At 70.7% G+C, this 14,668-nt stretch carries 9 protein-coding genes; 5 read left to right on the top strand and 4 right to left on the bottom strand.

Annotated features, from left to right (window positions below):
- Positions 1-30: 30 nt before the first annotated feature.
- The 3 genes from ACGFY5_RS30980 to ACGFY5_RS30990 form a co-directional block, all read right to left on the bottom strand.
- Positions 31-2,271, bottom strand: coding sequence for a putative bifunctional diguanylate cyclase/phosphodiesterase (locus ACGFY5_RS30980; RefSeq protein ID WP_392725286.1), 2,241 nt, complete (start codon positions 2,269-2,271; stop codon positions 31-33).
- Positions 2,272-2,309: 38 nt separating this feature from the next.
- Positions 2,310-4,415, bottom strand: a complete 2,106-nt coding sequence (locus ACGFY5_RS30985) for a putative bifunctional diguanylate cyclase/phosphodiesterase (RefSeq protein WP_392725288.1) — start codon at positions 4,413-4,415, stop codon at positions 2,310-2,312.
- A gap of 183 nt (positions 4,416-4,598) precedes the next feature.
- Complete coding sequence (locus ACGFY5_RS30990) at positions 4,599-4,991, bottom strand: cupin domain-containing protein (RefSeq protein ID WP_392725290.1); 393 nt, start codon at positions 4,989-4,991, stop codon at positions 4,599-4,601.
- 120 nt (positions 4,992-5,111) lie between these two features.
- Here ACGFY5_RS30990 and ACGFY5_RS30995 point away from each other — a divergent pair, with 120 nt between their 5' ends.
- The 5 genes from ACGFY5_RS30995 (at position 5,112) to ACGFY5_RS31015 (ending at position 12,532) form a co-directional block, all read left to right on the top strand.
- A complete protein-coding gene (locus tag ACGFY5_RS30995; RefSeq protein WP_392725292.1) occupies positions 5,112-6,572 on the top strand; it encodes a benzaldehyde dehydrogenase in 1,461 nt (486 codons plus the stop codon).
- A gap of 37 nt (positions 6,573-6,609) precedes the next feature.
- Complete coding sequence (locus ACGFY5_RS31000; protein ID WP_392725295.1) at positions 6,610-7,962, top strand: FAD-binding protein; 1,353 nt, start codon at positions 6,610-6,612, stop codon at positions 7,960-7,962.
- A complete protein-coding gene (locus ACGFY5_RS31005; protein ID WP_392725296.1) occupies positions 7,959-8,711 on the top strand; it encodes a decaprenylphospho-beta-D-erythro-pentofuranosid-2-ulose 2-reductase in 753 nt (250 codons plus the stop codon). Before ACGFY5_RS31000 ends, ACGFY5_RS31005 begins: the two co-directional genes overlap by 4 nt.
- Before the next feature lie 103 nt (positions 8,712-8,814).
- Positions 8,815-9,765, top strand: a complete 951-nt coding sequence (locus ACGFY5_RS31010) for a decaprenyl-phosphate phosphoribosyltransferase (RefSeq protein ID WP_392725298.1) — start codon at positions 8,815-8,817, stop codon at positions 9,763-9,765.
- A gap of 157 nt (positions 9,766-9,922) precedes the next feature.
- Positions 9,923-12,532, top strand: coding sequence for a hypothetical protein (locus tag ACGFY5_RS31015; RefSeq protein ID WP_392725300.1), 2,610 nt, complete (start codon positions 9,923-9,925; stop codon positions 12,530-12,532).
- Positions 12,533-12,597: 65 nt separating this feature from the next.
- Here the strand turns inward: ACGFY5_RS31015 and ACGFY5_RS31020 are convergent, their stop codons facing one another.
- The gene (locus tag ACGFY5_RS31020) at positions 12,598-14,631 is read right to left on the bottom strand and encodes an acyltransferase family protein (RefSeq protein ID WP_392725301.1); all 2,034 of its coding nucleotides are present in this window, start codon (positions 14,629-14,631) and stop codon (positions 12,598-12,600) included.
- Positions 14,632-14,668 lie beyond the last annotated feature (37 nt).

Genomic DNA, 14,668 nt, shown 5'->3' on the forward strand with positions numbered 1-14,668 from the left:
GAAGACCGCTGAGCCCACAAACGCGCGCCCCTAAGCCCGCACCGGCGCCCCCAACAACTCCGTGAGCTCCTCCGCCGGCATCGGCTTCGCGAACAAGAACCCCTGCGCGTGCCCGCACCGCAGATCGCGAAGCCGATCCGCCTGCGAAACCCCTTCCACTCCTTCGGCCACCGGCCGCAACCCCAGCGTCTCGGCGAGCCCGAGAATCGCCCGCGTCACGGCTTCGTCGGTCGCGTTCCCGTCGAGATCCCGCACGAACGACCGGTCGATCTTGATCGCGTGGATCGGCAACGTCCGCAGGTACGTCAGCGACGAGTACCCGGTCCCGAAGTCGTCGAGAGCAATCCGCACCCCGAGCGACGACAGCTCCCGCAACGTCTGAGCAGCCATCGCCAGATCCGCGACCAACGCCGTCTCGGTCACTTCCAGCATCAACGCGCTCGGCGGAACGTCCGCGGCCGCCAACGCAGCCGCGACCTCGTCGACCAGCCCCGGATCGACGAGATGCGCCGCGCACACGTTCACGCTCACCACGAACTCCGGCCGCGACGCGCGCCACGTCCGCACCTGCGCACACGCCGTCCGCAGCACGAATCCGTCCAGCGCCGGCAGCAACCCCACGCTCTCCGCGGTCTCCAGGAACGCTCCGGGCCCGAGCAGCCCCCGGGTCGGGTGCCGCCACCGCAACAACGCCTCCACCGCGGTGATCCGCTCCGACGCCAGCTCGACGATCGGCTGGTAGTGAACCTCGAACTCCCCCACCTCGAGCGCGACCCGCAACTCCTCCTCGAGCCGCAGCCGGCCGAGCGTCGAGCTGGACAACTCCGGATCAGCGACGCGGTACCGGTTCTTCCCGCTCTCCTTTGCCTCGTACAGCGCCAGGTCGGCGTCGCGCAGCAGCGTCTCGGCGGTCGCGGAACCGTCGGCCAGCGCGATCCCCACGCTCGCACGCACCGAGACCGGGGTGCCCTCGCCGAGCGCGACCGGCTCGGCGATGCGTTCCAGGATGACGGTGGCCACGCCCGTGGCGTCGGCCGAAGCGGAAGCGCCCGGTAGGAGCACGGCGAACTCGTCGCCACCGAGGCGAGCCACGGTGTCGGTGGCCCGCACCGCACCCCGCAGACGTCCGGCGACGGCGACCAGCAACTGATCGCCGGCGCCGTGCCCGCGGGTGTCGTTGACGGCCTTGAAGCCGTCGAGGTCGATGAGCAGCAGCGCGGGACGACCCGCGAGCGCCTCCTCCAGCCGCTCGCCGAACAGCGCGCGGTTCGCCAGCCCGGTGAGCGGATCGTGGAACGCCTGGTGGGCGAACCGCTCGCGCTGCGCGCCGAGCTCGGTCGTGAGCGACGCGGTCATTCGCAGGGTCAGGAACTGCCGCCCCACTACTGCGACGACGACTCCGATCTCGTGCCACAGGACGACAGGGTCGATCCGCCCGGCCGTCGTCTGCTGCCGGATCAGAAAGATCACCAGGACGAGGAGCGGCAGGTACGACCAGGCCTGGGCCAGCAGCGAGGCGCCGTGGTCCCGGACGTGCACGGAGTCCGTCCGCCTGCCCGCCGACCACGCGATCGCCAGCAGGCCGAGCTGGGCCACCGCGTGTCCCCAGTTCCACTCCGTCTCCCGCAGGACGGCGATGAGCTGCAGCACGATCGACGTCGACAGCATCGCCGCACCGACGGCCAGTCCGGTGAACGCGGACCGCCAGGCGACCTGCCCGTAGATCAGCAGCAGGATGACCATCGCGACCACGGTCATCAGCGTCAGACACAGCACGGCGACGCTGACGTCGCCGAACGCCGAGTCGGGGGTGGCGTACCAGTCGTCGCCGATGAACAGCCAGACGAGCGCGGACAGCGAGAACGCGATGATCGAGCCGTCGCAGACCAGGCGCAGCTTGCCCATCACTGTCGGCGGGGCCACCGGCAAGGCGAGCATGGCGATCGCGACGCAGATCGCGGCCGGCATCACGAACGCGGTGAGCGTGAGGGCGCGGAACGACACCGACAGGTCGAGGCGCTCGGTCACCGCGTGCCACACCAGCGCGACGAGCCAGAAGCCCATCCCCAGCGCACCGAACTGCCGGCCGACCCGGATGCGGCCCAGTACGTGCCGCCCGCTGCGCAGGAAGCGCAGCATCGCCCAGCCGATCAGCGCGACGATCAGCGCGTCCTCGACGGGCTCGTGCAGCGGGCCCAGCACCGGCCCCACGACGGCGAACACGACGAACCCGACCGCCGCAGCGATCCAGGCCCACCACCGCCCTCGCATACCTCCCTCATCGGCCCTGATCAGCACCGATCAAGAAATCAGGCGACGCGGGGGGTGTCCAGGAGGGCGGTGAACTCGGTGGCCGGGACGGGAGGGCCCAGCGACGCGTAGGCGGCCCCGGACGTCACGCTGGGCACCACCGCACGCAGCCCGAGCGTGGCGGCGAACCCCAGCAGCGCCTGGACGAGCGTCGGGTCGCCGCCCAGCGTCCGGTGGAGGGTGAGCGTGCGGAGCGGCACCGCCCGCAGGCACCGCAGGTCCACCGCGCCGACGCCGAAGTCCGCGACGCCGAGCCCGACGCCCAGGTCGGCAAGCCCTCGCAGCGGACGCTCGACCGCGGCGACGTCCGCGACCAGCGCGGCCTGCGGAACGGCCAACTCCAGCGCACCCGGCCGGAGCGGGCCCAGACACTGCACGACGGCGCCGACGACCGACGGATCGGCGACGCACGCCGCGCACACCGGCACGGTGACCGTGAGGTCCTCCCAGCGCAGGGCGTCCGCGCACGCGAAGGTGAGCAGCCGCCGGTCCAGCGCGGTGAGCATCCCCACCGCCACTGCCGCGTCCGCGAATTCATGGCGTTCGAGCAGACCACGCGTGGGATGACGCCACCGCAACGTAGCCTCGGCCCCCACCACCCGCTCGGTCGCCAGTTCGACGATCGGGCGGTACGCCACCTCGAAGTCGTCGGCGCCGCGCAGCTCCTCCTCGAGGCGGAACCGGTCGAGGGCGCGCTGAGCCAGTTCCTGGTCGGCTATCCGGTACCGGTTCTTGCCCTCTTGTTTCGCCCGGTAGAGCGCCAGGTCGGCGTCGCGGAGCACCGAGTCGGGCGGACCGGTCGCGACGCCGACGCTCACCCGGAGTTCGACGGTCGACTCCGCGAGGGACACCGGGCCCGCGACCCGCTGCAGAACCCGCTCGGCGACAGGCACCGGGTCCTCCGACGGCACCAGCACCGCGAACTCGTCCCCACCCATCCGGGCCACCGTGTCCGCGTTCCCCACCGCGGCCCGTAGGCGCCGGGCCACCGTCACCAGCAGCTGGTCCCCGGCGGCGTGCCCGCGCGAGTCGTTCACCGCCTTGAACCCGTCCAGGTCGATCAGCAGCACCGACGGCGTCACCGCTGCCGCGAGCCGCTCGCCGAACAGCACCCGGTTCGCCAACCCGGTGAGCGGATCATGGAACGCCTGGTAGGCCAGCTTCGCCCGCTCGCGGGTCAGCTCCCCCGCGAGCCGAGCGTTCCGCTTCAACGAGAGGAACTGACGGGTCAGTACCGCCACCGCGAGCAGGAACAGCATCCCGACGAGCACCAGGTTGACCTGCCGCACCAACGCCTGGTGCACCGCGGCGATCAAGGCGAGCGCCAGCAGCCCCAGGTACGGCAGCGCCGACGGGTACTCCCACGACGTCCGGCGGACGAACGTCGGCATCGGCAGCAGCGCCGCCCGGCCGATCAGCGCGGTGCCGAGCAGCAGCGCTCCACCGGCCACGGTCTCCGGCGCCGGGTCACCGGCCAGCGCCGCGAACCCCGCGGCCACCGCACCGCACGACATCACCGCGATACCGCCGGCGAACGACCCGAGTGACGTCGGACCGTTCTGCGAGCGGCCGCGCAGCATCGGCAGCGCCGCCGAGAGGAGCACGAGCAGCGATCCCGACAGCGTGATCAGCGCCAGCGCCCCCGGAGCGTCCACATCGACCCGTGGATCGACGCCGAACAGCGCCGCCCACGCCAGGCTCGCCAGCGACAACCCGACCGCGGCGCCGTCGATGAGCATCCGCGTCGCCGACGCCCGGGTGAGTTCCAGTCCCGGCACGGCCAGCAGCGTCACGACCGCGCACGCGAGTGCGGCCTGCGCCACCGCGGCCAGCAGGAACATCCGTACACCGAGCGACGCCCCGGCCAGCAACCCCGCCTCGTTGCACACGAGCGCGAGCGCCCACAACCCCAGCGCGACGACGCTCAACAGGCGCCAGCGCCGCTGCCCGCCGGTCAGTTCACGCGCGCGCAGCAGGAACAGCCGGGTGGCCCAGACCGTGACGACGAGCAGCCCGATCATCTCGACGTGCAGCGCTCCGGCGGGCAGCACCACGAGCACGACTTGGAACGCCACGCTCAGGACCACGAGCCAGCCGAGACGCATACAGTCCCCCCGTCCTCCGCGCCCTGCCCGGGAAGGCGACCCCGGGCAGGCGTCCGACGACAGTTGAAATGCGACTGTATGACCGATGAGCCCCGCGTAACACCCCGGTCACGCGAGTTCACAGACGGAAACCCTCGCTCAGCTTCAGGTTCGTCCGGGCAGTGTGACGCACATCGCAAAGACCTACGACTGCGGCGGCTCGTCCTTCCCCGCCTCTTCGAGACGGTCGGCCTCTTCCTTCGTCTTGTGGACGGCACCGTCGGCGTGGTCCGGCGGCCCGTAGATCGTGTAGAGCACCAGCGGGTTCGGGCCGGTGTTGACGAAGTTGTGCTTCCGCCCGGCCGGTACGACGACGAGGTCTCCCTGGGCGACCTTGCGGGTCTGGCCGGAAACCTTGGCCTCGCCGACGCCGCTGACGAACGTCAGGATCTGGTCGTTCTCCTCGTGGACCTCCTCGCCGATCTCCCCACCCGGCGGGATGGTCATGATGACGAGCTGCGTGTGTTCGCCGGTCCAGAGCACGCGGCGGAAATCCGGGCTCTTCTCGGCTTCGGTTGCGATCGTGAAGTGCTCCATGCCGTCCACCTTCCCCGAAGGGGATCGGATTACACCGAGTGGAACGAGCCGCGTGACAACGCCACCTCGGGGCATTACATCTGTTCACAAGTGCGATGACCGTCGAAGGAGAGAGCAACCATGGGCCTGCTGGACACCGCGGTCTGGGAAGGCAAGATCTACCTCGACGGCTGGACGGCCGGTGGCGCGGACCCCGTGCCCGCCGTCGAACCCGCCACCGGCAAGGAGTTGGCCCTCGTCGGCCGGGCCACGCCGGAAGACGTCCGACGCGCAGCCGCCCGCGCGGCCGAAGCGCAGAAGGACTGGGCCGCACGGCCCTACACCGAGCGGGCCGCGGTGCTGCGGAAAGCCGGTGACCTGTTCACGCAGTACGCCGAGGAGATCTCAGGCTGGCTGATCCGGGAGGGCGGCGCGATCCCCGGCCGGGCCGGGTTCGAGATCGACACCGCTGCCCAGGAGTGTTACGAGGCGTCGGCGCTCGCGTCCGCACCGTACGGCGAGATGCTGCGTTCCGCGCTGCCCCGCTACAGCCTGGCCCGGCACCTGCCGGTGGGCGTCGTCGGGGTGATTGCGCCGTTCAACGTGCCGATCATCCTCGGAATCCGGGCGATCGCGCCCGCGCTGGCGCTGGGCAACGCGGTCGTGTTCAAGCCCGACCCCCGCACGGCCATCTGCGGTGGCGTCAGCATTACGCGGGTGCTGGAGGAGGCCGGTCTGCCGGCCGGGCTGTTCTCGTACCTGCCGGGAGGCGTCGACGTCGGCGAGGCGGTCATCACCGACCCGCTGACCCGGGTGATCGCGTTCACCGGCTCCACCCGCGCCGGCCGGCGCATCGGCGAGCTCGCCGGCAAGCACCTCAAGCGCACGCACCTGGAACTCGGCGGCAACTCCGCGATGATCGTCCTGGACGACGTCGACCCGGCCGACGTCGTCTCCGCGGCAGCGTGGGGGTCGTTCTTCAACCAGGGCCAGGTCTGCATGACGACCGGCCGGCACCTGGTCGCGGCCGGGATCGCCGACGACTACATCGCCGCGCTCGCCGAGCGGGCCAACCACCTGCCGGTGGGTGACCCGGCGACCGAGCAGGTCGCGCTCGGCCCGGTGATCGACGCCGGTCAGCGCGACAACATCCACGCGCGGGTCACCGCCAGCGTCGAACAGGGCGCGCGGCTCGCGGCAGGCGGCACGTACGAGGGCCTGTTCTACCGGCCGACGGTGCTCGCCGACATCCCGACGACCGCCCCCGGCTGGGCCGAGGAGATCTTCGGACCGGTGGCGCCGATCCGCCGCTTCAACGGCGTCGAGGAGGCGATCGCGCTGGCCGCGGACTCCGAGTACGGGCTCTCGCTCGGCATCATGACGAAGGACGTGGCCAAGGCGCTCGACATCGCCGCCCAGATCCCGTCCGGCGCCGTGCACATCAACGACCAGACCGTGAACGACGAGGCGACGATCCCGTTCGGTGGCGTCGGCGAGTCCGGAACCGGCTCCCGCCACGGAGGTACCCGAGCCAACCTCGAGGCGTTCACCGAGACGCAGTGGGTGACGCTGCGATCCACCCCGGCGCAATATCCATTCTGACCCTACTGGCGGGTAAACCTGTGGCAGGGTAGCCCGCGTGAACGTTCAGCGTCGACTGCTGGCCGGTTGGGGCGCTACCGCCCCGACGGCCGCAGACGTGACGTCTCCGGCCTCGATCGACGAGGTCGTCAAAGCGGTGGGCGACGCTCCGAAGCGGGGCGTCCTCCCCCGCGGCCTGGGCCGCAGTTACGGCGACGCCGCGCAGAACGCCGGCGGGCTGGTCGTCGACCTGACGCAGTGCACCCGCGTGCGCCGCTTCGACGTCGAGGCCGGTGTCATCGAGGTCGAAGCCGGACTCAGCCTGCACACGCTGATGCGCCAGGTGCTGCCGTTCGGCTGGTTCGTGCCGGTCACGCCCGGAACCCGCTACGTCACCGTCGGCGGTGCGATCGCCGCGGACATCCACGGCAAGAACCACCACGTCGAAGGCTCGTTCACCCAGCACGTCCACAGCCTCGACCTGCTGCTCGCGAGCGGCGAGATCCGAAAGCTGGAACACCGGGACGACGCTTTCCGCGCCACCGCCGGCGGCATGGGCCTCACCGGCATCGTGACCGCGGCCACCATCCAGCTCCTCCCGGTCGAGACCAGCCTGATGTCCGTCGACACCGAGCGTGCCACCAATGTGGACGCGCTGCTCGACCGCCTCGCCGCCACCGACGACGACTACCGCTACTCGGTCGCCTGGATCGACCTGCTCGCCCGCGGCCCGCGCATGGGCCGCGCGGTGATCACCCGCGGCGACCACGCCCGCCTCTCACAGCTGCCCGAACGCAAGCGTGCCGAGCCATTCGCGTTCGGCCCGCATCCGCTGGCGTCCGTGCCGCCGGGCGTCGTCCCGCCGGGGCTGTTGAACAAGGCGACGGTCGCCGCGTTCAACGAACTCTGGTACCGCAAAGCGCCGGTTTCCCGAACAGGTCAGCTCCAGAGCATCGCCGCCTTCTTCCACCCCCTCGACATGCTCGAACGCTGGAACCGCATCTACGGCCGCCCCGGCCTGGTGCAGTACCAGTTCGTCGTGCCCTACGGCGCGGAGGACGTCGTCCGCACCGCCGTCGACCGCCTCAGCGCCGCCGGTTCCCCCGCGTTCCTCGCGGTGCTGAAGCGGTTCGGTGCCGGCAGCCCCGGGATGTTGTCGTTCCCCACCCCCGGCTGGACGCTCGCGCTCGACCTACCCACGAACATGCCCGGTCTGCCCCGCCTGCTCGACACGCTCGACGACCTCGTCGTCAGCGCCGGCGGCCGCATCTACCTGGCCAAAGACTCCCGGCTCCGCCCGGAACTGCTCCCCGCGATGTACCCCCGGCTCGACGAGTGGCGCGCCATCCGGTCCACACTCGACCCCGCCGGCACCTTCGCGTCCGATCTCTCGAGGAGGCTCGGGCTTTGATCAACGCCTTGGGTTCGCCGCAGTCCCTGCTCCTGCTCGGCGGCACCTCCGAGATCGGGCTCGCGCTCGCCCGCAAGCTCGTCGCCGACCGCTGCCGCCGCGTCGTGCTCGCCGGACGTCCGTCCACCGCGCTCGACTCCGCCGCCGACGACCTCCGGTCGGCCGGCGCCCAAGTCGAGGTACTCCCGTTCGATGCGTCGGATCCGTCGGACCACCCCACGACCGTCCAAAAAGCTTTCATCGACGATATTGACCTCGCCGTGGTCGCGTTTGGGGTCTTGGGCGACCAAGCCCAGGCGGAAGTCGACGCTGCACACGCGATGGAGATCGCCACCACGAACTACGTCGCCGCGCTGTCGGTGCTCGTTCCGGTATCGCAGGCGATGCGTCAGCAGGGGCACGGTGCGATCGTCGTGATGTCCTCGGTGGCTGGTGAACGGCCACGGAAGACCAACTTCGCGTACGGCTCGTCGAAGGCGGGGCTGGACTCGTTCGCCACGGGTCTCGGCGACGTCCTGCACGGCACCGGCGTGCACATGATGGTCGTCCGGCCCGGGTTCGTGCGGACGAAGATGACCGCGCACCTCGAACCCGCGCCGCTCTCCACCACACCGGAGGAGGTCGCGGCCGCGATCGTCCAAGGGCTGCGACGCCGCCGGGAAACGATCTGGGTGCCCGGCACGATGCGGTTCGTGATGAGCGCTCTGAAGGCGGTTCCTCGCCCGATCTTCCGCAGACTCCCGGTCTGAATAACTCGCGTTCCACTTACCATCGCTGAACGGCAACGTGGCCCATACGCTGCTCGTACCGTCCGGAATCTGCGGCGGCACGGGGGTGAGCGAAGGAGTTCTAGTGAGGGAGACGGCTACCGCTTCCGACACGTCGCTGCCCCTGCCCGATGCGCCGGAGCGGTTAGGTGCATCCGCTCGCGGCGTGGCGTTCGTGTTGTCGCTGCGTCCGCGGCAGTGGGTCAAGAACGTGCTGGTGTTCGCCGCGCCGCTCGCGGCCGGGCGGCTGTGGGACCTGCCGATCCTGCTCGACTCGCTGGTGGCGCTGAGTGCGTTCGTGGTCGCGTCGGCCGGGGGTTACCTGATCAACGACGCGCGGGACGTCGAGCGCGACCGGGCGCACCCGTCGAAACGGTTCCGGCCGATCGCGCGCGGGGACGTGCCGGTGGTGTTGGCGTTCGTCGCCGGGATCGGGCTGCAGGTGATCGCGGTGGCAGTGCCCGCGGTGACCGGGTACGGGCGGCTCGCGATCTGCATCGGCGTGTACGTGACGTGTACGACGCTGTACAGCAACTGGTTGAAGCACGAGCCGGTGGTGGATTTGGCGCTGGTCGCGGCGGGGTTCCTGTTGCGGTCGATGGCCGGTGGGCTCGCAGCTGGGATCCCGTTGTCGCGGTGGTTCCTGATCGTGGCCGCGTTCGGGAGCCTGTTCATGGTTGCCGGGAAGCGGTATTCGGAGATCGTGACGGTCGGGGACGATCAGGGCACGCGTCCGTCGTTGCGTGAATACTCGGCCAGCTATTTGAGGTTCGTGTGGAGTACGTCGGCGGGCGTGGTGATCGCTGCGTACTGCTTGTGGGCGTTCGAGGTCGCGGACGAGCGCGCCGGTGAGACGACGGCGCCGTGGACGTCGCTGTCGATCGCGCCGCTCGTGCTCGGGCTGCTGAAATACGCTCGGGACGTCGATCGTGGACATACCGGGGAGCCGGAGGAGATCGTGTTGCGGGACAAGGTGCTGCTCGCACTCGGTGGGGTGTGGTTGGTCCTTTTCGGTTTGGGCGTACTCCATGTCTGACCCCGACGCCCCTGATCCCGACGCCCCTGATCCCGCCGCCCCTGATCCCGCCGCCCCTGAGCGCGGCGCTGGCGAGCGCGGCGCTGGCGAGCGCGGCGCTGGCGAGCGCGGCGCTGGCGAGCGCGGCGCTGGCGAGCGCGGCGCTGGCGAGCGCGGGGTGCCCGCGCCTCGGGCGTCGGACGGGGAGTGGTGGGGGCCCCGCGAAGAGCCCAGCTGGGCTGCGGCGGAGCGTGCCCGCTACGCGCAGGGGCCGCCGATCAGCCAGCCGGCGGCCGACCCGTGGTGGGAAGCCCCAGCCGACACCTGGTCCGACACCAACGCCCTGCTGACCAACTTCACCACCCCACCCCCCGAGCCCACCCCACCCCGCGAGCCCACTCCGCCGCGCGAGGCAGCGCCGCCGCGCGAGCCAGCGCCGCAGCGCGAGGCGATCTCGCCACGCGGGGCGTTGGTGCGGGACGAGCCGGAGCAGTCCGGCGAGGTCAACGGCGTGTCACCGCTGTCGACCCGCCCGGCGCGCCCAGCCCCCACCGCATCGGCCAGCGACCCCGTAGTCACCCCCCGGGAGCCCGAACCAGCGCCCCGCGAGACGGCGGGCACTCGCACGCCCGCGACCCCCGCCGAGACCACGCCCCGAGATCCCGGCACCACTGCGCCCGCCACGGCGCCGAACCCGCCCACCGCACCGCCCGCGGCGCCGAACCTTCCCCCTGCACCGGCCGCGGCGCCGAGCACGCCCCCTGGGCCGGCCACGGCGCCGAGCCCGGTCGCTGCGCCGAGCCCGGTCGCTGCGCCGAGCCCGGTCGCTGCGCCGAGCCCGGTCGCTGCGACGGCGGCACCGAGTCCGGTTAGCGCACCCGTCGCACCCCCGGCTGCGAGCCCGGCTGCGAGCCCGGCCGAGGCGAGTGAGGCGGATTCGGCCGAGGGGAGCGGGGCGTCGGGCGGGGCAGGGGCGCCTGGTCGGCGGTTCGTGGACACTGCGGCGGTCACGCTGATCGTGACCGAGCTGCTGATCAGGGCCTGGGCCGCCTGGGGCGGCTACTTCTCCCTCGACGACTTCACCTTCGCGCGCCTGGCCGCCGAAAAGGGCCTCACGTCAGACCTCCTCCTGACCCCGTACAACTCCCACTTCATGCCCGGCGCCTACCTCATGGTCTGGGCCGAAACCACGATCGCCCCCCTCGACTACCGCGTGGTCGCGGGAGTCGCCCTGGCAGGCGTAGCGATCAGCTACACGCTGATCTGGCTGCTCATCCGCCGCCTGGCCGGTCCGAGACTGATAGCGCTGATCCCGCTGGCGATCGCCCTCTTCTCCCCGATCACCCTTCCCGCCACCCTCTGGTGGGCGGTGAGCATCAACCAGCTGGCGATGCTCATCGCGATCCCAGGCGCACTCCTGGCCCAGCTCGCCTACATCCGCACGAACAAAGCGCGCTACGGCGCCATCGCGGTAGTCACCGCCGCACTAGCGCTCCCCTTCTACGAGAAGGCCGCGCTGATCGTCCCCCTGATCTTCGTCTTCACGGTCATCCTGCAACCCCAGACAGACCTCCCCGACCGCATCAAGGCCACGATCCTCCGCTTCAAGTACCAGTGGGGCGCCTTCGTCGTCGTGGGACTCACCTATGCCGGCATCTACGTCACCCGCCCGCTCGACGAGCGCTCCGAGTCCGCAGTGGACCTCGGCGGCCTCCTCGGCAACGCGGCGACGAACTCGGTGCCCTCGGGCCTGCTCGGCGGCCCGTGGTCCTGGAAAGCCATCGGCGCCGTCGACGCCAGCGCGAACCCCCCGATCGGACTCCGGATCGCGGCCGTCGTCATCATCCTCGCGGTCGTCGCAGTGACGGTGTACCGACGACCCCTCGCCTACCAGGCCTGGGTGTTCTTCGGCGGCACGCTCCTGTTCGACGTCCTCGTGCTCGCGGTCGGGCGCCTCCAGCTCGGTTCCGGCGCCGCGATGGAGTACCGCTACTTCACCGACCTGGTGCCGATCGGGGCGGTGGCGCTCATGCTCGCGCTCCTCGGCCCCCCGGCTTGGACCGCGACCTGGCCTCAGCGCTCCGGTATCCAGTGGCCGCCGGTCGTCGGCGGCACCCGCCTCGCGCTCGCGAACGCCAATGCGCTCGTGCTGCCGCTCGTCGTCGCCCTGTTCGTGAGCAGCCTCGTGTCGACGGTGAAGTACAGCAACCGTTGGCACGACAACCCGGCCAAGGACTTCATCACGACCGCGCAGAAGTCGATAACCGCGATGGGTCACCCCGTCGACCTCTACGACGGCGCGGTGCCGGAGCAGGTCGCGTGGGGCGTGCTCAATCCGACGAACTTCCCGTCGCGGCTGATGGCACCGCTCGACCTGCCGATCAACCCTGACCCGGAGGTCAGCGACGAGCTGTACGTCCTCGACCCGGACGGGCAGCTCTCGCATGCTCTGGTGTCGTCGGCGAAGGCTCCTGCGGGCACCGCGAAGAACTGCGGTTACCGGATCCAGGGCAAGCGCGTGCCGATCTTCCTCGACAAGGAGCTCTTCAACTGGTGGTGGTACGCCGAGCTGCGCTACACCGCGAAGGAGACGACGACGATCGTCTTCAACTCGGCGAACACCCGGGGGAAGAAGGTCACCTTCGAGAAGGGTGAGCACACGGTCTGGGTGAAGGTGCAGGGTCCGGCCGGGTGGATCACGCTCGACAACGCGCCGAAGTCCGCGGGCCTCTGCATCAGTTACGCGGCCGTCGGTGTCGCCGCCCCGGGCGAGCCCGCTAGCTCCTGATCGCCGACGCGCTCACCAAATTCTGCACTTTCACCGGCGGCGAAAGTGCAGATTTTGGCGCGAGCTCAGCGGGCCGCGATGAGCTTCGGTTCGAGCCAGTTCCACACCAGCTTCCCGCCGGCGGTGGTGAGGTGCAGCCCGTCGGTGCGAAGCGGTACCCCGTTGATCTCGTTCGTGTATCCGCTCCGGCACAGGAACGGGTTCGGGTCCACGATCGACACCTTGTTCCCGAGTGACGCCGCTGCCGCCCGTGCCGCCGCGTTCGTCGCGGCCACGCGTTTGGCGTCGTTCAGAACGGGCGGGTACCGACCGGCGGCGAACATGGTGGCGGCCGGCAGGCCGGTGTCGGGCACCTGGTGGCAGTGGTTGAGCACGACGACCGCGCGCGGCGCGAACTTCAGGATCTCGCGCAGCACCTGCGTGTAGTCCGCCGTCGTCGCTTTCTGCCACGAAGCCGACGTGTACGGCACCGTGCGCCCGCCGATCCACCGGTCGTACTGCTCCCAGGAGCCGGCGAACAGCACCCCGACCGACGGTGTCGCCGCTTCGATCTCCATCTCCCGCGCCGCGGCCCAGTCGGTGCAGAGCGGTTGCTCGGGCGAGAGCGGCTTGCCCTCCACCGACGCCGTGTACGGCACGACCCCGCACCCGAATCGCGTGGCGATCGACAGGCTCACGTTCTGGCCAGGGTCGTCGCGGACCGCGGCGAACAGGCTCAGCGCGTTCGAGTCGCCGACCAGCAGGATCTTGTTGGTGCCGCTGCCGCCCCGGGTCACCTCGGCCGCCACCTCGGCCAGCGAGTCGACCGAGTCGGCCGACTTCTCTTTGATCCCGGCGACGCCGGGCACCATCACCCCGATCAGCGCCGCCCCCAGCGCGATCACCGCGATCGGCGCCGCGACCTGCGGCGACGCCAGCGAGTTCGGCGGCGCCCCGATCCGCAGCGGACGCTCGACGATGATGAAGCTGGCCACCGACACCAGCCCGGTCAGCGCGAGCCGGACGACGAGCAGCGGGATGCCGTCGATGCCGGTGCGCTCGGGGCTGAGCACCAGGAAGATCGGCCAGTGCCAGAGATACAGGCCGTAGGACAGTACGCCGACCACGACCAGCGGCTGCCAGCTGAGCACCGCGTTCGGCGACAGCCGGCTCGACCCGACGACCGACGCCACGACCAGCGCGGCCAGCACCGAGAGCACCAGGAACCCGCCCTGGTACATCCGGGGGTCGGCCTGCGCCGCGACCGCGAACGCGACCGCCAGCCCGACCAGCCCCACCCACCCCAGAACGGCAACAACGGCATTGTCGACGAGACGCCTGCCGAATTTCGACGCGATGAGGCAGGCGAGCACCGCGCCGACGAGCAGCCCCTGCAGCCGGGAGTCCGTGCCGTAGTAGGCACGCGAACCGTCCGAGGTGGACTGCACCGCAGCCATGATCGCCGCCGAACCGAGCGCGCCGATCCCCAGCAACCAGCCGAGCGAGCGTCGACCGATACGCGAGCTGAACAGCACGATCAGCACCAGCGGAAGGAACAGGTACCACTGCTCCTCGATCCCCAGCGACCAGGTGTGCTGGAACGGCGACGGGTCCTCGAACGCCTGCGCGTAGGACTCGCCACGCAGCAGGAACCACCAGTTCGAGACGTAGAACAGCGCGGCCAGCGCGTCGCCGCGGGTACTGGGTGGCCACTCGACGCCGAGCATCGGGAACAGCACGAGCACGGCCGCGACCATGAGCACCAGCGCGGGCATCAGCCGCCGGATGCGCCGGATCCAGAAGTTCTGCAGCCGCAGCGTGCCGGTGCGGTCGTGCTCGGTGAGCAGCAGTGTCGTGATCAGGTATCCGGAAAGGACGAAGAACACGTCGACGCCGAGGAACCCACCGGGCAGGAACGTGACGCCACCGTGGTAGAGCAGCACGGCGAGCACCGCGATCGAGCGGATACCGTCCAGCGCGGGGCTGTACTGGTGACCGGTTCCGGCTCTGGGACGGCTGAAGACCTGTCCTTCGGCAACCGAGGACCGGGCGGTGTCCAGTGGACCCGCGACGGTCTGCTCGGCTGGGGCTTCTTCCGGCGCGACGGTGTGCCCACCCATGCGGGCGATTGTGCCATTACCCGTGGGTAAGGAGCGA

It is taken from the genome of Cryptosporangium sp. NPDC048952 (genome assembly GCF_043197895.1).
Taxonomy (GTDB): domain Bacteria; phylum Actinomycetota; class Actinomycetes; order Mycobacteriales; family Cryptosporangiaceae; genus Cryptosporangium.